The following is an 18,236-nucleotide window of genomic DNA, read 5'->3' on the forward strand; positions in this document are numbered from 1 at the left end:
AACCCGCTGGGGCGGCTACTCCAGCGAGCGCGCCACTTCGTGCAGCAAAGCGTGCGAGGTGCGCTCTGCGTGAATGCCGTCGCCGTCGCTAACGTATTGGGCCAACTCCTGGTGTAAATCTAGGGTGTTGGCCACTGGCTTATCTGCACCTACACCGAAGACGGTTTTGCCACTGTGGATGGCAAAAAATACCGGTACGAGTGCCGCGAACATCTCGTTACCAGAAGCTTCCAGGAGCAGCGAGTGGAAACGTAGATCTGTTGCCAGGAAGTCTGCTGCGTCGTCCTCCTGCCTGCCCGCTTCGGCGGGCATTTTTGCTAAGTGCACCAAGGTGCTAGCCAGTTCCAGGATTTCGGCACGTTGCTGCGGGCTGGCATTGTACGCGGCTTGCCGTGCAGCAACCGGTTCGACAGCCATCCGTAATTCATTGAGGGAAGCTAGCTGTGCAGTGCGCTGAGTGGGCGCTGCTAAGCGCCAGCTGATGACAGCCGGATCGAACAAAGCCCAATGTCGTTGCTCTAAGACTGTGATGCCAACCCGCCGGCCTGCGGCCACTAAGCCCACGTGCTCCAGTGCGCGCATGGTCTCGCGGGCGACGGTACGAGAAATTCCAAAACGCTCGGAGATTGCATGCAGCGTAAATTGTGTACCTGCTGGGTGTTCACCCGAGACGATTTCGCGGCCAAGTTCATCGAAGACAGATCCCAGCAGTGGGGCAGTGGCAGTTGCGCCGTGGGGGTGGTGCGGCGGGGTCACGGGTGGTGTTCCTTTCGTCACGAGTCGTCGATTAGCAACGCCGTATCCAGCTTAGTTATGAGCGGCAATTGCTAGGTGCAGAACTGCTCGAATTCAGGCCGAAATGAGTGCGCAAAATAGGCTAGATTGGGTAGTTAAAAGGCGGGATGCACGCCTAATTTTAAGTGAAAATCCCCGACAGAACGAGGTACTCCCATGGCATCTGGTACTGCTCCCGACGATCCGAACAAACCGGTCAAAGCCATCAACTGGAACACCATCCCCGATGATAAAGATCAAGAGGTCTGGGATCGGCTGACTGGTAACTTTTGGCTGCCAGAAAAGGTTCCCGTTTCCAATGACATTCCCACCTGGAAAACCCTGACTGAGAAAGAAAAAGAGACCACTATGCGGGTCTTTACGGGTCTGACTCTGCTGGATACCATCCAGGGTACTGTCGGGGCTGTGGCTATGTTGCCGGATTGCCAGACGCAACATGAAGAAGCCGTCATGACAAATATTGCGTTCATGGAGTCCGTGCATGCCAAGTCTTATTCGAACATCTTCATGACTCTGGCCTCGACGCCGATGATTAACGACGCATTCCGTTGGTCGGAAGAAAACGAGCGTTTGCAGCGTAAGGCGCGTATCGTGCTGGATTATTACCACGGTGAAGACCCAGACAAGCGCAAGGTTGCCTCCACGCTGCTGGAATCTTTCCTGTTCTACTCCGGCTTCTACTTGCCAATGTATTGGTCCTCGCGTGCGAAGTTGACCAACACCGCAGACATCATCCGTCTGATCATTCGTGATGAGGCCGTGCATGGCTATTACATTGGCTATAAATACCAGCAGTCGGTGAAAAAACAGTCGCCAGAGCGCCAGGAAGAGCTGAAGAATTACGCCTTCGAGTTATTGTACGAATTGTATGAAAACGAGATGCAGTACACCGAGGATCTTTACGACGACCTCGGGTGGACTGAAGACGTCAAGCGATTCTTGCGCTATAACGCAAACAAGGCACTAAACAATCTCGGCTACGAAGGCATGTTCCCGGCTGACGAAACGCGAGTGTCCCCAGAAATTCTGTCTGCGTTGGCTCCGAATGCTGATGAAAACCATGACTTCTTCTCTGGTTCCGGTTCCTCTTATGTCATGGGGAAAGCAGAGCTAACGACTGACGACGACTGGGATTTCTAAACCCCGCCGAAAGTATGACACCAACCGGGGGAATAACAGCCCCCTCCCGGCGTTGATCTTTTCACAGAAACCTCAACAGTTACAGTGGGGTGGCTCACGGAGTATGTGCTCCAGATTATGTGCGCCCCGCCGTGTTACTGGTGGGGTTTTTCGTGTTCCTGCACTTAAGCCGTCTAAGGGTCGTGCCACCATGCCTGTGGGCTAGTGGCCGTCGAAAAGAGCCTGGCTAAGCCTAACTAATACTGCGCTGGGCGCAGGTGGGAAACGAGAAAACAAAAACGTTCAGTGGTTACCTAAAAACCTCGCAGTGACCTAATATAAATACTCGTAATTAATTGGCATTTTCTGTACCTCCAGTGCGCGCCGATTAGCTGTGCTGGTGGTCGGCGAGTGCTTTCGTAATTAGGAGGAATTATGACCGCTGTGGCGCCACGGCTTGATGATTATGTCGAGCCAACTCGTCCCCAACCAACGGGGCATGAACGCACCGGGTCTAAGGCGTTGACAATTCTTTCAACCACCGACCACAAGCAGCTGGGCATCATGTACTTGATCATGTCCTTCAGCTTCTTCTTCCTCGGTGGCTTGATGGCACTGTTGATTCGTGCCGAATTGTTCACCCCTGGCCTGCAGATGCTGTCCAACGAGCAGTTCAACCAGCTGTTCACTATGCACGGCACCGTGATGCTGCTGCTGTTCGCTACCCCGGTTGTGTGGGGTTTCGCTAACTACATCCTGCCGCTACAGATCGGCGCACCGGATGTGGCTTTCCCGCGTCTGAACGCATTCGGTTTCTGGATCACCACCATCGGTGGTTTTGTTATGCTGGCCGGGTTCCTGACCCCAGGTGGCGCCGCGGACTTCGGTTGGACCATGTACATGCCGTTGGCCGACTCGATCCACACCCCAGGCTTGGGTGCTGATTTCTGGATCGTCGGTGTCGGTGCTACTGGCGTCGGTACCATCGCCTCAGCTATTAACATGCTGACCACCCTGCTGACTCTGCGTGCACCAGGTATGACCATGTTCCGTATGCCAGTCTTCTGCTGGACCATCATGGTTGCCGCCATCCTGGCCCTGATGATCTTCCCAGTTCTGACCGCTGGCGCATTGGGTGTTCTGTATGACCGCCAGCTTGGCGGCCACATCTACGAGCCAGCCAACGGTGGCGCCATCCTGTGGCAGCACCTGTTCTGGTTCTTCGGCCACCCAGAGGTTTACGTTCTGGCTCTGCCTTTCTTCGGTGTTATCTCCGAGATCGTTCCGGTCTTCTCTCGCAAGCCAGTATTCGGTTATATCGGCCTGGTCTTCGCGACGCTGTCCATCGGTGGTATGTCGATGGCTGTGTGGGCGCACCACATGTTCGTCACCGGCGCTATTCTGTTGCCGTTCTTCTCGTTCATGACCTTCCTGATCGCCATCCCAACCGGTATGAAGTTCTTCAACTGGGTAGGCACCATGTGGAAGGGCCACATCACTTGGGAGACCCCAATGATTTGGGCCATGGGCTTCCTGACCACCTTCCTGTTCGGTGGTATGACCGGTGTCATGCTGGCTTCGCCGCCACTGGACTTCCACCTGGCTGAGTCTTACTTCTTGATCGCTCACTTCCACTACACCTTGTTCGGTACCGTTGTGTTCTCCGCATTCGCCGGTTTGTACTTCTGGTTCCCGAAGATGACTGGTCGTATGCTGGACGAGCGTCTGGGCAAGATCCACTTCTGGTTGACCTTCATCGGCTTCCACGGCACATTCTTGGTGCAGCACTGGGTCGGCAACATGGGTATGCCACGTCGTTACGCTGACTACCTGGACTCCGACGGATTCACCATCTACAACCAGATCTCCACCGTCTTCGCCTTCGTTCTGGGTGCTTCGGTCATCCCACTGGTATGGAACGTCTTCAAGTCTTGGCGCTACGGCGAGATCGTCACCGTCGATGACCCATGGGGTTACGGCAACTCCCTGGAATGGGCAACCTCGTGCCCACCACCACGCCACAACTTCGTCTCGATGCCTCGCATTCGTTCGGAGCGTCCAGCATTCGAGCTGCACTACCCGCACATGGTCGAGCGCATGCGTGCCGAAGCGCACTCTGGCGCTCACGAGTCCGGAGCACACGAAGACCCACGCCAGGTTTCGCACGCCAAGCACTAGTCCGTGCCTGTGCTCCTGACGCTTAAGAGCGCTCTTAGCAGGTCGAAAGTTCTAACAGCATAGTTCTGGAGAAATCAGCCACAGCGGTTGCGCCAGAACTAGCCACTACCTGCTAACCAGCCAAACCCCCGCGCCCATCCACTCCTAGTGGGTAGCGGGGGTTTCGCTTATTCTAGAAACGGCACCCTGCGTATACGCCGCCGCTAGTTTCACCGACGTAGCAACCGAATTGAGGAACCTGTGAAGCAATCAGACCCCAACCAGACCCCCGCTGCATCCCGGCAAGCCGAACCAACCGTCCGCTTGCAGGAAGGATTGCGCTCTGCCGTCGTTATCGTCAGCGGGAAAGACCAAAAAGGCGTTTCCGCGGAATTTTTCCGCGTGCTCGCTAATTATGGCGTGCAGCTGTTAGACGTGCAGCAGTCTGAGTTTTTGGGCCACCTGCAATTGGCTGCGTTTACAGGCATCAAAGACGAGCATTTCGCTGAGCTATCTGAAGCTTTGACCGCTGCATTAACCCCGTTGGGCCAGCAAGTCACCATCGAGTATCGAACAGAAGATAACGAGACTCCGGCACCAGATCCACGGTCTACCCACGTCGTGGTGGTGTTGGGAAACCCAGTCACGGCCCAGGCGATTTCAGCGATCGGCGCCACCCTGGCCAAGCACGGTGCGAATATCGACCGCATGCGTGGCATAGCTGATTACCCAGTCACTGGCCTAGAAATCTTTGTGTCGGTAGCAAATCCAGCACCTGGTGCCAGTGAAGACCTCCGTGCGGCGCTAGCGCAGCTGACCAGCAACCTCGGGGTGGATATTGCGATCGAACGCGCAGGTCTGGCCCGTCGGGGTAAACGGCTGGTGTGCTTTGACTGCGATTCCACGCTGATCACCGGCGAGGTTATTGAAATGCTCGCTGCCCACGCAGGCAGGGAAGCGGAAGTCGCCGAAGTGACTGAACGGGCGATGCGCGGGGAATTAGATTTTGAAGAATCGTTGCGTGAGCGCGTAAAGGCTTTGGCTGGACTGGATGCGTCTGTGGTGCAAGAAGTCGCTGATGCCATCGAACTCACACCGGGCGCGCGCACTACGCTGCGCACGCTGAACCGTATGGGTTATCGCACCGCTGTGGTCTCTGGTGGTTTTATTCAGGTGCTAGAAGATCTCGCGGAAGAACTCGAGCTCGATTACGTTCGGGCCAATACCCTGGAAATCGAAGACGGTAAGCTCACCGGCCGGGTGATCGGACAGGTGGTAGATCGGGCCGCGAAGGCGAACTTCCTCGCGGAATTTGCCGCGGATTCGGGCCTGACGATGGCACAAACCGTGGCCGTCGGCGACGGTGCCAATGACATCGACATGATATCCGCTGCCGGCCTGGGAGTCGCTTTCAATGCGAAGCCAGCATTGCGGGAAATTGCCGATACCTCGGTGAGCCACCCATTTTTGGATGAAGTGCTCTACATCATGGGTATTCCCCGCACAGAGATCGATACTTCCGACCGGGAGGATGGCAGCTACCACCGCGTCGCATTGGACTAGCTCTGGACTGGCACTGGACTAGCCTTGGACTGGCTCTGGGGCTAGCTCTGCACCAATCTCTTCAGCGCACCCAGCACCGTGTTTTTATCTTGGGTGCGCCAAAACGGCGGTAAAGATGACAACAAGAACTGCCCGTAGCGCTTAGTGACCACCCGGTTATCCAATACCGCGACCACGCCACGGTCGGTAGCTGAACGCAACAGACGCCCTGCACCCTGCGCCATCAATAGCGCGGCATGGGTAGCGGAAACTTCCATAAAACCGTTTCGTCCCGCTGCCTGCGCTGCCTCCGAGCGCGCTTGCAGCAGTGGGTTATCGGGCCGCGGAAACGGGATGCGGTCCATCAGCACGAGTGAACAAGCCTTGCCGGGTACGTCCACGCCTTGCCATAGAGTCAAAGTGCCAAACAGGACAGAGTGCTCTTTCGTGGCAAACTTTTCGACGAGCGCACCAATCGAATCCTCACCCTGCACATAGACGGGGAAAGGCAACTTCGGGCGCAGCTCATCCGCCGCCTGTACTGCCGCCCGCTTCGAGGAAAACAACCCCAGCGTGCGCCCGCCGGCTGCCATGATCAGCTCAAGCATCTCTTCCAAGGTTTCTGGTGCCAGACCATCTCTGCCGGGCTGCGGCAGGTGCTTCGGCGCATAGAGAATCCCGGATTTCGCGGGATCAAATGGGGTGCCCGCATCCAAACTGTCCCATTTGCCCTTCGGCAAACCCCACTGGGCGCCCATGGCGTCGAAATGCCCGCCCAAAGTGAGTGTGGCAGAGGTCAACACCACGGTGTTTTCGCCGAATAGGCGTTCGCGCAGCAAATCCGCCACCGACAAGGGTGCTACCTGCAGTGTGTCGCCGTAGCGCTCATTGCGATCCAACCAGACCACATCGTCCTGGGCAGCCGGGTCGTCGGTGTCGAAGACTTCCTGGATGCGGTGCACGGTTTCTTCGAGTGTGGCCAAGTGATTGCGCAGGTTATTGCGCTCGGCGGCGGTTTCTGGCTCATTGGTGGCTTCGCCTTCTGGGGCGTCTTTCAAGGTGGCCCGTAGCGACGACAAAAGCTCCGCTATGGCGCTCAGTTCCGAATCTGCGGCCTGATCCAATTCCGTCCAGCGCCCGTCGGGAAGATCTTCTGTGGTAATCCGCCATTGCTCGGCGAGATCCTTCAAGCGGGAATCTTTGCCCTCCGCGCCAAGCGGCCCGGCGCGATTAGCTGCCAGCGTTAGCGAGCGCGGGGAAAGTTCTGCGGTGGTTGCAGAGGTTATGCGGGCATCGAGTTCGTGGGCCTCGTCGATGATGACGCAATCGTGCTCGGGGAGGGTGTCGATTTCCGAAATGGCGTCGATGGCGAGCATGGCGTGATTCGTGACGACGACGTCGACCTCGCGAGCTTCTTGGCGGGCGAGTTCGGCGAAGCACTCCACACCGTGTGGGCAGCGGGAGGCGCCGAGGCATTCTTGGGAGCTGACCGAAACGTGGCGCCAGGCGGCATCGCTGACACTGGTGTCAAGGTCATCGCGGTCGCCGCTGTCGGTTTCTTGGGCCCAGTTGTGCAGGCTGGCGATTTGTTTTCCTAGCCAGGTGATTGGTTGCGGGTTGCCGGGGCGTGCGGGCGTTTCACTAGCAGCTTGTACGGCTGCGTGCTCGGAAGCTGTGGCGGCCTTTCGAGCGGCTTCTGTGGCAGCGGCGTCTTCGGCGGCAGCTTCTAATTCCGGTTCTAGTTGTGCTTGCGCGATTTTGTTCATGCACAGGTAGTTGGACCGGCCCTTCATAATTGCGAAAGTTGGCCGCCGGTCCATCACCGGCTCCAGGGCGTCGGCAAGCCGAGGCAGGTCGCGTTCGATGAGCTGGCGCTGCAAAGCCAGAGTCGCGGTAGAGACGATGACGCACGTATCGGTTTCTTGCGCGTGGCGAAACGCCGGGACCAGGTAGGCCAGGGATTTACCGGTGCCGGTGCCGGCTTGGACTGCCAAGTGACGCCCGGAACCTAGGGCGGATTCGACGGCGTTGGCCATCCGACGCTGGCCCGGGCGATCTGTACCACCGAAACCGCTCACGGCAGTGGCGAGAAGTTCTTCGGTGCTGCCGGTATTGGTGCTGGCAGACTCCATTTAGAACCCAGCCAGACGCGTCGGTACCGCAGGTTCACCGCGGCCCAAAGCCAAACCTTCCCACGGCAGGCTGGCAATGCCTGCTGAGACTAGTTCGCGGGAGGCATGCAGGTCATCCAAGCCATCGACGATCTCGCCGTCGCGGATCAACGGAACCGTCAATTCGCGGATTTCTGCACCGGAATGCGCAGGTATCTCGCCGCCAAGCGGGTAGATGATTTCTTCCACAGCCACTCCGGTTTCACGGTACGTGCGCACGCCAGCTTTGGTGCCGCCGTCGGAGACCTTTCCGGACGAACGTTTCGAGACAGGCTTGCCCTCGACTTCCACGAGCTTGTACACCAGCGATGCCGTCGGTGAGCCAGAGCCAGTGACCACGGAGGTTCCGACGCCAAAGACATCGACGGGGTCGCCGCGCAAACCAGCGATGGCAAATTCATCGAGGTCAGAAGAGACCACGATTTTGGTGTTGGTCGCGCCGAGCCCATCAAGCTGCTTGCGCACCCGACGGGTGAGAGCACCGAGGTCACCGGAGTCGATGCGCACGCCGCCCAGCTCTGTGCCTGCAACAGCGACCGCGTTTTCTACGCCCCGGGTGATATCGAAAGTATCGACCAGCAGCGTCGTCGATGCACCGTGGCGCCCCACCTGTGCAGCAAAAGCCGATTTCTCATCCGGCTGGCCGTTCTCGTCGACGTGCAACAGTGTCCACGCGTGCGCGGCCGTCCCCTGCGCCGGAATGCCGTAGCGGCTGGCGGCTTCCAAGTTAGAGGTGGCGTCGAACCCAGCGAGATAAGCCGCACGGGCAGCAGTTACCGCAGCGTATTCATGGGTGCGGCGCGAGCCCATCTCCAGCATGAAGCGCCCATCCGCAGCGCAGACCATGCGGGCAGCGGCAGAGGCCACAGCAGAATCCGCGTTCAAAATGGACAGCACGACGGTTTCTAAAACGACGCATTCGGCGAAAGTCCCGCGGACCGTCAAAATGGGGGAAGACGGGAAGTAGAGTTCGCCTTCGCGGTAGCCATCTACCTGGCCGCGAAAACGATAATTACGCAGGTAATCGATGGTTTCCGGTTGCAGGAAATCCAGCTGTTCCAGCTGTTTTTCAGTGAAGCGGAAATCACGGATTGCTTCCAGCACTCGCGCCGTGCCAGCGACGATGCCGTAGCGGCGTTCGGTGGGCAAGCGCCGGGTGAAAACCTCGAAGGTGACATTGCGGTGGGCGGTGCCGTCGGCAAGCGCGGCTTCGAGCATCGTCAGCTCGTATTTATCGGTTAATAGCGCGGTGGAAGCGGCAGGATGCTGCAAAGAATTCACACTCGCTAAGGATACACCCGGCCATGCTTGCCGACGTCTGGTGGCCGCAGGAGGGCTGAGCAGGTGCAAGCGGGTTCAGCGGCCCGAAAGGTTGTAGGCTCTTGAACGTTGTGGGGGTTTAGCTTGAACTACGTGGGTGCCTAATATGCAGAAATCACGGGAACGAGTCAGTAAACTAGCAATCATGAATACGCGCAAGTCTGAGGCTCACGAGTTGGCTCACGAGTCGGAAGTTTCTGTAGCACTAGAAACCTCCGCCATGGAAGTGCACGCATCTAGCCCAATGGCCAGCCCCGAGCTGGATGAAGAAATTGACGTTGAGGTTGCTACGAGTGCGAACCTGCCGTGGATGTGCATCGTGTGGGACGACCCCGTCAACCTCATGAGCTATGTAACTTACGTATTCCAAACCGTGCTGGGCTATTCGAAATCCCGCGCGCAAGAGCTGATGATGCAGGTGCATTCGGAAGGCAAAGCCGTGGTGACCTCCGGTGAGCGCGATAAGGTGGAAGCCGACGTGAAAAAGCTGCACACCGCTGGGCTGTGGGCGACGATGCAGCAAGCGGGCTAAACCGGGCTGGTTGCTCACCCAAGCCAACTCGGACCTGTTGTGCACCCGAGTTAGCACGGCTGAGTGAGCACCGGCGCGATATTCCGAGTAATTAAGGACTAGAGGAGCTTTCGAGACCATGCAACCGTGGCGCAAGAAGAAGGGCCTGCGACGCAGCCCGAAATTCCAGACCGTTCTCGACCCCATTGAGCGTGAAGCCATGGGCGATATCATCGCCGCTGTCGTGGAAGCGATTATCGCCCGAGCGCAGTCTGCGCCGAAAGACGAGCTGGCTGAAATGATGGATATGCCTTCTGGCCACAAAGAAGCGCCGGACGACCCCGCGCTGGCGCGGTTGTTCCCTGATTTTCAGCGCGAAGGCGACGAGGAATACGACGGCGATCGCTCCCTGTTGCGCTCGCTGCACGAAAATGACATTGCGCGTGCCAAGCTGCAGAACCTGCAGTTGGTCTCCGAAAAGGTCAACGAGGGCGTAGAAATTAACTTGGATGAATCCGAGGTGCAGGCCTTTGTTGCGGGCCTGAATGACGCCCGGTTGTATCTGGCGAATACGGATAAGAAAGTCTCAGAACTGATCTCAGACCGCGATGCGTTGGTGGAATGGTTGGCCTATAACCAAGATTCGCTGCTTAGCGCCATGATGGAAGACTAAAAGATTAGATGTGCATGTCTAATCGGTCGGAAATAGACTTTTGCCCCGGTGTAGGCATCGGGCATGTCAGCCTCGGTGCTACCGGGGTGAGTGTGCTGAGCTTCGCTGCGGCTGGTTCTGGCGCAGGTGCGGTCGCCAGCGTTGATGTGCGCGGTGGCGGCCCCGGAACCCGCGAAACAGACTTGTTGGCGCCAGAAAATACCGTCGGTGCAGTACAAGCGATTGTGCTGGCCGGCGGTTCTGCGTATGGGCTGGCAGCTGCCGATGGTGCGATGGCGGAGTTGGAATCACGCGGGGCTGGTTTTCGCGTTTTCGGCCCGGATAGCGATGGGCCAGTGGTGCCGATCGTGCCCGCGGCGGTGATTTTTGATCTTGCCGTAGGCGATCCGCAACACCGACCGACCGCGGCAGACGGGCAGCGTGCCACGGCTCGTGCGCTGGAAAACTTCGACGGCGCTGCCAATACGACGTCGACAAGCAACATCGGCGCTGGCTGTGGAGCTACCGCCGGAAAGCTACGCGGCGGGTTCGGTCAAGCCAGCCGGGAAGTTGCAGGCTACCAGGTCTCTGCCGCCGTGGTAGCCAACCCCGTCGGTGAGGTCGTCGATGCAGCTACGGGAAGATTGTTCGGTGCCCCGGAGCGCGCACCCGTGGACCCGGAAAAATTCGCGGATCTGCCCAGCCCAGCCGCATCACTGAATACCACCATCGGGGTAATCGTCACCAACGCGCCGCTCAGCAAAGCGCAGTTACGCCGGTTGGCGATGTGTGGACACGATGGGATTTCCTGGGCCGTACGCCCTGCCCATAGCCCGTTGGACGGGGACACGCTGTTTGCGGTTTCGACGGCTGCGAAAGAAACAGCTGACTCACCCCACAAGTCGTCTAGCATGGTGGACGATCCAGCGACCACCACAGAAATGATGACCACAGAAACGATGACTGCCCTGTGTGCGGCAAGTTCCCAGGTGGTCTGCGATGCCATTGTGCACGCCGTGATTCATGCGGAACCCGGTTACGACTTGCCGACGTACTCGCAACTGGCTAAGGCAGCGAATTTCGCGAACTAGGAGAATGACCAGCCGATGGAACCAAGTTTTCGCCGACCACCCCGTGATAACTTCCGGCAATACAACCCGAATTACTCCGGGCCGGGAAATACTGGTCACACTGGCGGGATGATGCCGTACCTGTCGAACCAACCGGCCCGCCGCGGTGGTGGTGGACCTGCGCGGCTAGGCGTCGGTCGGCGTTTACAAGCGGGCACATCCTATGCCGTGACCTATGTCGTCGTGATTTGGGCGGTGCACATCGTCAACCAGTATGTGCTCGGAGGATCGCTGCTGGCCTACGGCGTACACCCGCTGGATACCACAGCCTGGTGGACGGTGTTTACGGCACCGCTGATTCACGGTAACTTCGCGCACTTGATTTCTAATACCATCCCAGGGGCATTATTCACTTTCGTGATTGCGGCCTCGGGCAAGCATGTGTGGCTGAAATCGACGTTGATCATCACCCTGGCTGCAGGCATGGGCACGTGGCTAATCGGCGGCGTGGGCACGGTGCATATCGGGGCTTCCGGTGTGCTCTACGGCTGGTTTGCTTATTTGCTGGTACGCGGAATTTTCAATCGTAGTTTCACCCAGCTGGTTATCGGCCTGGTCATTGCCAGCGTGTACTCGGGACTGATCTGGGGGATCTTCCCGACGATGCCGGGGGTGTCCTGGCAGGCGCACCTGTGTGGATTCATCGGTGGCATCATTGCCGGATTCATGGTGCGCAACACGAAATAGTCAGCGACAGTGGACGCGTGGGCTTGAGCGCGCTCAGACGTCGAAAAGCGCAGGCGCCGCCAAGACCTGAGCAACCTGATTTTGTGCAGCCGCTAAACTACAACCCGTGAGCACAACCGAGACCACCAGCGAGATCCCCGTACAGAACACGTTGTCTGCGCCCATGAGCAACCGCACCCCGCGCCAGCTGGACCGGGAAGCACCGATCGGGATTTTCGACTCCGGGGTCGGCGGCTTGACAGTTGCGCGCACCATTATGGATCAGCTGCCGAATGAATCGGTGCTGTATATCGGCGATACTGCGCATGGGCCTTACGGGCCTTTGCCTATTGCTCAGGTGCGCAGTCACGCCCAGCGGGTGGCTGATGAATTGGTGGAACGCGGCTGCAAAATGCTGGTTATTGCCTGCAACACCGCCACCGCCGCTTTCCTGCATGATGCGCGGGAGCGTTACGACGTGCCTGTGGTTGAGGTGATCCAGCCCGCGGTACGTCGTGCGATGGCAACTACACGGAACGGCAAAATTGGGGTGATTGGTACCGCTGGAACCGTGAAGTCTGGTGCCTACCAAGACATGTTCAGGCTGAATCCGGCAGTGACCGCGCAAGCGGTGGCGTGTCCGGCATTCGTGGATTTTGTGGAACGCGGCATTACCTCCGGGAGGCAGATTTTGGGGGTGGCGCAAGGCTACGTGGAACCGCTGCAGTCGGCGGGCGTCGACACGCTCGTGTTGGGCTGCACGCACTACCCGTTGTTGTCCGGAGTTTTGCAGCTGGCGATTGGCGAAAACGTCACCTTGGTTTCCTCGGCAGAAGAGACCGCGAAGGATGTTCTGCGGCATCTGACGGAATTGGATCTGTTGGCTACTGGGAAAAAACAACAACGTATTTTTGAATCTACGGGTGATCCAGAAAAATTCGCGGAGCTTTCCCAGCGCTTTTTAGGATTGGGTGTGGGTGAAGTCACTCGATCTGCAACTGGCGTCGGCAAGGCTTAAACTATGGGGATTAGAAAATAAGTTGTTGGTGATTAACTGGCAGCTGTGATGCAACTGGGATAGACATCATGAAACTCACAGTCCTTGGTTCCTCTGGATCGGTACCCTCGCCGGGCAACCCGGCTAGTGGCTATTTGCTGACGTTTAGTGATTCATCTGCGCCCTCGGTAGTAGTAGATTTCGGTTCTGGCGTGTTCGCTGCCCTGCAGGAGATTGCGGAACCCTCGGCGTGCCACTTAGTGATCAGCCATATGCATGCGGATCACTGCAGTGATTTTCCAGGGTTGATGGTTTGGCGACGTTTTCATCCCACTCGCAATGCGCACCGACGTCATCGCCTATTGGGTCCGAGCCATACGGTCACGCACCTGGGCCGGATGAGTGGGAATTTTCTGGACGAGGTAGATGATCTCTCAGATACTTTCGAGTTCACCGCTTTGCAACATGGTGTGCCGCAGGTTTTTGAGCAAGCGACGATCACCCCGTTTCGTACTGTGCACCCGACGGAAACGTTTGCATTGCGGATTGAAGATCACGTCAGTGGCAAGGTGATTGCCTATTCGGCTGATACTGCCTACACCGAGGACCTGGTGGAATGTGCACGTGACGCAGAGTATTTCCTCTGCGAGGCTGCTTGGGGGGTGACCGCAGCCGATAAGATTTCTGGCATGCATATGTCTGGCGCTGATGCCGGGGTGCTGGCTTCGAAGGCCGGGGTGCGCAATTTGGTGCTGACGCATTTACAGCCCTGGGGCGATAGCGCTGCCACAGTGCGGGCAGCCGAGAATCATTTTTCCGGTCAGGTGCAAGTTGCACTGCCGGGTAATGAATACACAGTCTAAGCCAGCTGCACGCAGGTATGCTGGCAAGCATGTCTGATTTTCAGCGAGCTGATCAACGTGCCCTCGATGAACTCCGCCCGGTGCGCATCACCCGTGGTTTTACCTCCAACCCGGCTGGTTCCGTGTTGGTGGAATTCGGTAATACCCGCGTGATGTGTACGGCCTCGGTGTCGGAGGGCGTGCCGCGTTTCAAAAAATTCTCTGGCGAAGGTTGGCTGACTGCCGAATACGCCATGTTGCCTTCCGCTACCCACGAACGCATGCCGCGCGAGTCCATGCGCGGCAAAGTTAAAGGCCGCACCCACGAGATTTCCCGCTTGGTGGGCCGTGCACTGCGTGCCGCGGTGGATTTGGGCGAGTTGGGCGAAAACACCATCAACGTGGACTGCGATGTGCTGCAGGCTGATGGTGGTACCCGTACTGCCGCGATCACCGGCGCCTATGTAGCGCTTGCCGACGCCATCGCCGTGCTGCAAGAACAGGGCGTGGTGCCGGGCGAGCCGTTGCTGGATCCGATCGCCGCGATCTCCGTAGGCATCATCGACGGACACGTGTGCTTGGATCTGCCGTACGAGGAAGATTCTCGCGCGGAAGTTGACCTGAACGTGGTGATGGATGCGCACGGTGATTTCGTGGAGGTCCAGGGCACTGGTGAAAATGGCGTCTTTGGCCGCGATGAGCTCGACGAGATGCTGGATGTGGCGCAAAAAGGTTGCTACGAGTTGATTGAAGCGCAGCGTGCCGCTTTGGCGAAGCCGCTGTCTGGAGCAGCTGATGCGCAGGCAGGTGCCCATGATGGCGACCGGGGAGGCGATGCCTAGTGCAGATCCTGGTTGCATCGAATAATCCCAAGAAACTCGCCGAGTTGCGCAAGATTGTTGCCGAGGCTCCGGAGTTGGCTGACCTGGCCGACGTCGAGGTCATCGGCACCGCAGATGCCCCGGCTTATGAGGAGCCGGTGGAAGACGGCCGCACTTTCGCAGATAACGCGCTGATCAAAGCCCGCGCCGGGGCGAAAAACACCGGCTTGGTCACCATCGCGGATGATTCCGGTTTGGCGGTTGATGAGCTTGCTGGGATGCCGGGTGTGTTGTCCGCGCGTTGGTGTGGCGAGCATGGCAATGATGCTGCGAATAATGCACTGCTCTTAGCGCAGCTTGCCGATGTCCCGGATGAGCGCCGCAGCTGTGCATTCGTGTCGGTGTGTGCGCTAGTTACTCCGGAAGGAGCCGAACACGTGGTAGAAGGCCGCTGGGAAGGCCAGTTGTTGCGCAGCCCGCGTGGTGAAAATGGTTTTGGCTATGATCCGCTCTTCGTCCCGGAGGCAGAAATTGCACAGGCCGGGGGTATTGAGCAGGCGCGCAGTTCCGCGCAGCTAAGCCCGGAAGAGAAAAATGCCGCCTCGCACCGGGGTAAGGCGTTGGCGCAGCTGGTGCCGACATTGGCCGATTTGCTGCGTTAAACAGTGGTAGCTGCGCAAAACAGAGACACTGGCGCTAGCCGGTGACTCACAGTTTCCTGACTATTACCGGACTATTACCCGACAGTTACCGGACGTCGGCAAGCTGAAATTCGGCGGTGATTTCCTTGCGACGTTTGGCCTCCATCCAGAAGGAGAAAAATGGTACCACGCCGGATAGGGCAGTGCTGAGCCATTTCAGGGGCTCCCAGCGTGCCTTCAGCCCCAGGTTGATCACGCTGAGCACGAACCCGGCATAAACCCAACCGTGGGCGACGCCGATATAGCGGGCCCACACGGGGATCTCGAGGTCCAGGATGTATTCGCTGATCATGCGGCCGACCAAAAACAGCAAAAAGAAGCCGGTGATGAAGGCCAGCGCCGAGAAAATGGTTAGTGCGCTGCGCACGCGTTTTTGCCGCTCGGGGTGAATGGATTTCTGAGTGCTCACTAGCTGTCCTTTTTCTGGGTTGGGTGCTGCTTACGTGCTTGCCGACGACGTGCTGCTGGGTCTGCCAGTTCGTTGAATGCCTCGACGTTGTCGTTGCGTCGGGTGGGCAGGAAATCGTCGTCGATGGCGGTGACGGTTTGCTCTAGCTTGTGCCTATCCGCGACATAAGGCTGGTTGTTTGTTTCGGGGTTGTTTTCTTCGGCCAGTTTCTCGTTTTCGTAGCGCAAAATCATACGGTAGGCGAATACCGCGAAACCTGCGAACAAGGGCCATTGGAGTGCGTAACCGAGGTTTTGGAAGGTGCCGGAACCGGATTGGAATCGCGTCCATTGCCACCAGGCCAGCCCGAAGAAGCAGATGACGACGATAGCGAGCAGGACGAGGTGCCACCACCGCACGCGGATCGTGGCGCGTTTGTCATTCTGCGAGTCCTTCACGGCCTCAAGATTACCTAACTGGGGGCGAAAGTTGGCACTGGCGACGGTGTGCGCTAAACTATATTTTCGCAAGCGCCCGTGGCGGAATTGGCAGACGCGCTGGATTTAGGTTCCAGTGTCTTCGGACGTGTGAGTTCAAGTCTCACCGGGCGCACAAATTCAAAAATAAATAACCCAGGAAAACAGGGAAAATTCAGCACTAAGGAACAGCGGCCCTTGACAGTTTCACAACATCAGAAAACGCTGCTCCATTAAGCATTTAATTCCTCATCTCACTCTTAACCCCACCTTAGTGATGTGGAATGAGTGGGGATTAGTCATTCGATGCGGGCTTCAATCTCCCGAAATCGTTCGGCCTGAATAAGATGTTTTGGGAAACACCTTGAATCTTTTGCCGGGGAATTGGACCAAATCACGGAACGTGAGGTGGGCTGTGCTTTAGTGAAGATTGATCGGCCAAGATCGACAGCCCAAGAAAATTCGGAATCTTCAGCAAAATGGTAGTCTGCTAAGCGTCCTATCAGAGCACACGTCCAATCGGCAAGTTGGAGTGTGCCGTAAAGTCGGCTATCAGCTTGGAGCGGAACTTCGATTATGCTCCGGTTATCTTTATTGGATCGGTCATAAATGGTTTTACCGAGTGTAGCGACTGCTCTCTCCCGGTTGTCAGTGTCCGTTGCATCCATAATAACGAGTAGTCGTTTTCCAGCTTGCGCAGCATAAGTGCCTAGGCGATTGATGGACTGGATAAGACAGTGATTTTCACGGTCTTGAGATGATTCTTTAGTTACGGATAAAGGTCCAATTGGTTTTTGTTGTCCATAAAAGAAAATTTCGCCGTTGAGTTCTCCAAGGCGACGGTAAATGCGGTTGAGAGCTGGGCGAATTTCTCCACCGTATTTGTGATTATTGCTGGTGGTGAGCAACGCGGCGCCTTTCTTTTCCCATCGACGCGGGTGAGCCTCAGCTTGTTGGATTTCCCATTGCAAAAGGTTTTCTTTGATGTGCTCAAAATAGCCGCCGAACTTGCGTACATTCTCGGCCGGAAGAACATAGCCTGCGTAGCCGAATGCGGGATGGGTTTTAAATTTAGGGTGGCTGTGGCTGATGTATGGGCCTTGGTGACCGAATTCGTCGAGATATGCGATTAACATGGTTCTCCTCGAATGACTCAGCGGCCAGGTCTAAAATTAGACCCAGCCGCCGGAATTAGCGCGGTACGTGTGTTTCAACGCCGCCACTATGGTTCTTACGTTACTGGATTGGGAAGAGCTGCGCAATGACAATTGCGCATGCCGTACGGCTGCTACCGCGGGCGACGCAAAACTGCGATGAGGAAGTCGGAGTCGGTATCGAATGGTTCGATGTTGAAGCTAGACAGCAGCAGATCTTGGGCGAAACCAGCCGCAGTACACGAATCCAGGAATTCGCTGAAGCCCCAACCGCGGCCAGCACCAAATGCTAGTACTGCGCGACCGCCTGGGCGCAATGGTGCGTAGAGATTCGCAATGGCGTTTTCCCGATCCGCTGGGTCAATGAAGCCGAGTACGTTACCGACGCTAAAAACGACGTCGAGGCTGCCGCGCATGTGCCCCAGCTCTGGCTGTTCGTACAATGTGGCAGAGCCCAGATCACCAACGTGCCATTCGGCGTCAGGGAAGTCGTGTTTGGCGTGTTCAATCAGCACCGGGTCTAGGTCGATTCCGGCAACGGTGTGGCCGCGTGCGATCAGTGGCCCGCCGGCCCGGCCAGTACCGCAACCTGCGTCGAGGATTTTGGCACCGCGTGGACTCAACGCGTCGACAAAGCGGGCTTCGCCGTCAATGTCTTTGCCTTCGGCGACGAAGCGTTTCCACCGGGCAGCGTAATTCTCAGAGTGTGACGGATTGTTGCGGGTGAGGTCATTCCAGGTAGGCATGGCTCCATTCTAGTTCGTCTGCGCGACCAAGGGGCCTCGAGTGGCAGG

Annotated in this window: 18 protein-coding genes and 1 tRNA gene; 12 read left to right on the forward strand and 7 right to left on the reverse strand. The window is 57.5% G+C overall.

Going from position 1 to position 18,236, the window contains the following annotated elements; genetic code table 11:
- Window positions 1-15: 15 nt before the first annotated feature.
- Window positions 16-756 carry a FadR/GntR family transcriptional regulator gene (locus L9H78_RS02140; RefSeq protein ID WP_249618306.1) on the reverse strand — a complete coding sequence of 247 codons (741 nt, stop codon included), beginning with the start codon at window positions 754-756 and terminating at the stop codon, window positions 16-18.
- Window positions 757-951: 195 nt separating this feature from the next.
- Between L9H78_RS02140 and nrdF the strand changes: the two genes are divergently transcribed.
- The 3 genes from nrdF to serB all read left to right on the forward strand — a co-directional run bounded on the left by nrdF (window position 952) and on the right by serB (window position 5,634).
- Window positions 952-1,935, forward strand: coding sequence for a class 1b ribonucleoside-diphosphate reductase subunit beta (nrdF, locus tag L9H78_RS02145; protein ID WP_249620359.1), 984 nt, complete (start codon window positions 952-954; stop codon window positions 1,933-1,935).
- A 414-nt stretch (window positions 1,936-2,349) separates the two neighbouring features.
- Window positions 2,350-4,092 (forward strand): aa3-type cytochrome oxidase subunit I, encoded by a 1,743-nt coding sequence (gene ctaD, locus L9H78_RS02150; RefSeq protein WP_249620360.1) that lies wholly within the window; start codon window positions 2,350-2,352, stop codon window positions 4,090-4,092.
- A 240-nt stretch (window positions 4,093-4,332) separates the two neighbouring features.
- Entirely contained in the window at window positions 4,333-5,634 is a 1,302-nt protein-coding gene (serB, locus tag L9H78_RS02155) for a phosphoserine phosphatase SerB (RefSeq protein WP_249618308.1), read from the forward strand.
- Window positions 5,635-5,675: 41 nt separating this feature from the next.
- Here the strand turns inward: serB and L9H78_RS02160 are convergent, their stop codons facing one another.
- Window positions 5,676-7,745, reverse strand: a complete 2,070-nt coding sequence (locus L9H78_RS02160; protein WP_249620361.1) for an ATP-dependent DNA helicase — start codon at window positions 7,743-7,745, stop codon at window positions 5,676-5,678.
- Window positions 7,746-9,065 (reverse strand): nicotinate phosphoribosyltransferase, encoded by a 1,320-nt coding sequence (locus L9H78_RS02165; protein WP_249620362.1) that lies wholly within the window; start codon window positions 9,063-9,065, stop codon window positions 7,746-7,748.
- Between the two features lie 259 nt (window positions 9,066-9,324).
- Between L9H78_RS02165 and clpS the strand changes: the two genes are divergently transcribed.
- The 8 genes from clpS to L9H78_RS02205 all read left to right on the forward strand — a co-directional run bounded on the left by clpS (window position 9,325) and on the right by L9H78_RS02205 (window position 15,385).
- Window positions 9,325-9,636, forward strand: a complete 312-nt coding sequence (gene clpS, locus L9H78_RS02170) for an ATP-dependent Clp protease adapter ClpS (protein ID WP_026167937.1) — start codon at window positions 9,325-9,327, stop codon at window positions 9,634-9,636.
- 118 nt (window positions 9,637-9,754) lie between these two features.
- Window positions 9,755-10,288, forward strand: a complete 534-nt coding sequence (locus L9H78_RS02175) for a DUF2017 domain-containing protein (RefSeq protein ID WP_021354061.1) — start codon at window positions 9,755-9,757, stop codon at window positions 10,286-10,288.
- A 14-nt stretch (window positions 10,289-10,302) separates the two neighbouring features.
- A complete protein-coding gene (locus L9H78_RS02180) occupies window positions 10,303-11,358 on the forward strand; it encodes a P1 family peptidase (protein ID WP_249620363.1) in 1,056 nt (351 codons plus the stop codon).
- A 15-nt stretch (window positions 11,359-11,373) separates the two neighbouring features.
- Entirely contained in the window at window positions 11,374-12,084 is a 711-nt protein-coding gene (locus L9H78_RS02185) for a rhomboid family intramembrane serine protease (protein ID WP_249620364.1), read from the forward strand.
- 163 nt (window positions 12,085-12,247) lie between these two features.
- Entirely contained in the window at window positions 12,248-13,081 is an 834-nt protein-coding gene (gene murI / locus L9H78_RS02190; protein ID WP_249620714.1) for a glutamate racemase, read from the forward strand.
- Between the two features lie 68 nt (window positions 13,082-13,149).
- Window positions 13,150-13,923 (forward strand): MBL fold metallo-hydrolase, encoded by a 774-nt coding sequence (locus tag L9H78_RS02195; RefSeq protein WP_249620365.1) that lies wholly within the window; start codon window positions 13,150-13,152, stop codon window positions 13,921-13,923.
- Window positions 13,924-13,952: 29 nt separating this feature from the next.
- Window positions 13,953-14,744, forward strand: coding sequence for a ribonuclease PH (gene rph, locus L9H78_RS02200; RefSeq protein ID WP_249620366.1), 792 nt, complete (start codon window positions 13,953-13,955; stop codon window positions 14,742-14,744).
- The gene (locus L9H78_RS02205) at window positions 14,744-15,385 is read left to right on the forward strand and encodes a non-canonical purine NTP pyrophosphatase (protein WP_249620367.1); all 642 of its coding nucleotides are present in this window, start codon (window positions 14,744-14,746) and stop codon (window positions 15,383-15,385) included. The genes rph and L9H78_RS02205 overlap by 1 nt, the downstream gene beginning before the upstream one ends.
- An 85-nt stretch (window positions 15,386-15,470) precedes the next feature.
- Here the strand turns inward: L9H78_RS02205 and L9H78_RS02210 are convergent, their stop codons facing one another.
- The gene (locus tag L9H78_RS02210; protein ID WP_249618314.1) at window positions 15,471-15,833 is read right to left on the reverse strand and encodes a DUF3817 domain-containing protein; all 363 of its coding nucleotides are present in this window, start codon (window positions 15,831-15,833) and stop codon (window positions 15,471-15,473) included.
- Window positions 15,833-16,270, reverse strand: coding sequence for a hypothetical protein (locus L9H78_RS02215; RefSeq protein ID WP_249618315.1), 438 nt, complete (start codon window positions 16,268-16,270; stop codon window positions 15,833-15,835). Before L9H78_RS02215 ends, L9H78_RS02210 begins: the two co-directional genes overlap by 1 nt.
- Window positions 16,271-16,342: 72 nt before the next feature.
- Here L9H78_RS02215 and L9H78_RS02220 point away from each other — a divergent pair.
- Window positions 16,343-16,424: transfer RNA gene (locus L9H78_RS02220), tRNA-Leu, on the forward strand.
- A 163-nt stretch (window positions 16,425-16,587) separates the two neighbouring features.
- On the opposite strand, the gene L9H78_RS02225 is transcribed toward L9H78_RS02220, so the two are convergent.
- Window positions 16,588-17,424 (reverse strand): DUF3800 domain-containing protein, encoded by an 837-nt coding sequence (locus L9H78_RS02225; RefSeq protein ID WP_249620368.1) that lies wholly within the window; start codon window positions 17,422-17,424, stop codon window positions 16,588-16,590.
- A 152-nt stretch (window positions 17,425-17,576) separates the two neighbouring features.
- Window positions 17,577-18,188, reverse strand: a complete 612-nt coding sequence (locus L9H78_RS02230; protein ID WP_249620369.1) for a class I SAM-dependent methyltransferase — start codon at window positions 18,186-18,188, stop codon at window positions 17,577-17,579.
- Window positions 18,189-18,236: the final 48 nt, after the last annotated feature.

Source organism: Corynebacterium pseudodiphtheriticum, from assembly GCF_023509295.1.
In the GTDB taxonomy this organism is placed as follows: domain Bacteria; phylum Actinomycetota; class Actinomycetes; order Mycobacteriales; family Mycobacteriaceae; genus Corynebacterium; species Corynebacterium pseudodiphtheriticum.

Coding starts and splice junctions, on each gene's coding strand:
- murI (WP_249620714.1), top strand. CDS start 12,248: ATGAGCAACCGCACCCCGCGCCAGCTGGACCGGGAAGCACCGATCGGG.
- rph (WP_249620366.1), top strand. CDS start 13,953: ATGTCTGATTTTCAGCGAGCTGATCAACGTGCCCTCGATGAACTCCGC.
- L9H78_RS02185 (WP_249620364.1), top strand. CDS start 11,374: ATGGAACCAAGTTTTCGCCGACCACCCCGTGATAACTTCCGGCAATAC.
- L9H78_RS02180 (WP_249620363.1), top strand. CDS start 10,303: ATGTCTAATCGGTCGGAAATAGACTTTTGCCCCGGTGTAGGCATCGGG.
- L9H78_RS02225 (WP_249620368.1), bottom strand. CDS start 17,424: ATGTTAATCGCATATCTCGACGAATTCGGTCACCAAGGCCCATACATC.
- L9H78_RS02195 (WP_249620365.1), top strand. CDS start 13,150: ATGAAACTCACAGTCCTTGGTTCCTCTGGATCGGTACCCTCGCCGGGC.
- L9H78_RS02160 (WP_249620361.1), bottom strand. CDS start 7,745: ATGGAGTCTGCCAGCACCAATACCGGCAGCACCGAAGAACTTCTCGCC.
- clpS (WP_026167937.1), top strand. CDS start 9,325: ATGGAAGTGCACGCATCTAGCCCAATGGCCAGCCCCGAGCTGGATGAA.
- nrdF (WP_249620359.1), top strand. CDS start 952: ATGGCATCTGGTACTGCTCCCGACGATCCGAACAAACCGGTCAAAGCC.
- L9H78_RS02230 (WP_249620369.1), bottom strand. CDS start 18,188: ATGCCTACCTGGAATGACCTCACCCGCAACAATCCGTCACACTCTGAG.
- ctaD (WP_249620360.1), top strand. CDS start 2,350: ATGACCGCTGTGGCGCCACGGCTTGATGATTATGTCGAGCCAACTCGT.
- L9H78_RS02175 (WP_021354061.1), top strand. CDS start 9,755: ATGCAACCGTGGCGCAAGAAGAAGGGCCTGCGACGCAGCCCGAAATTC.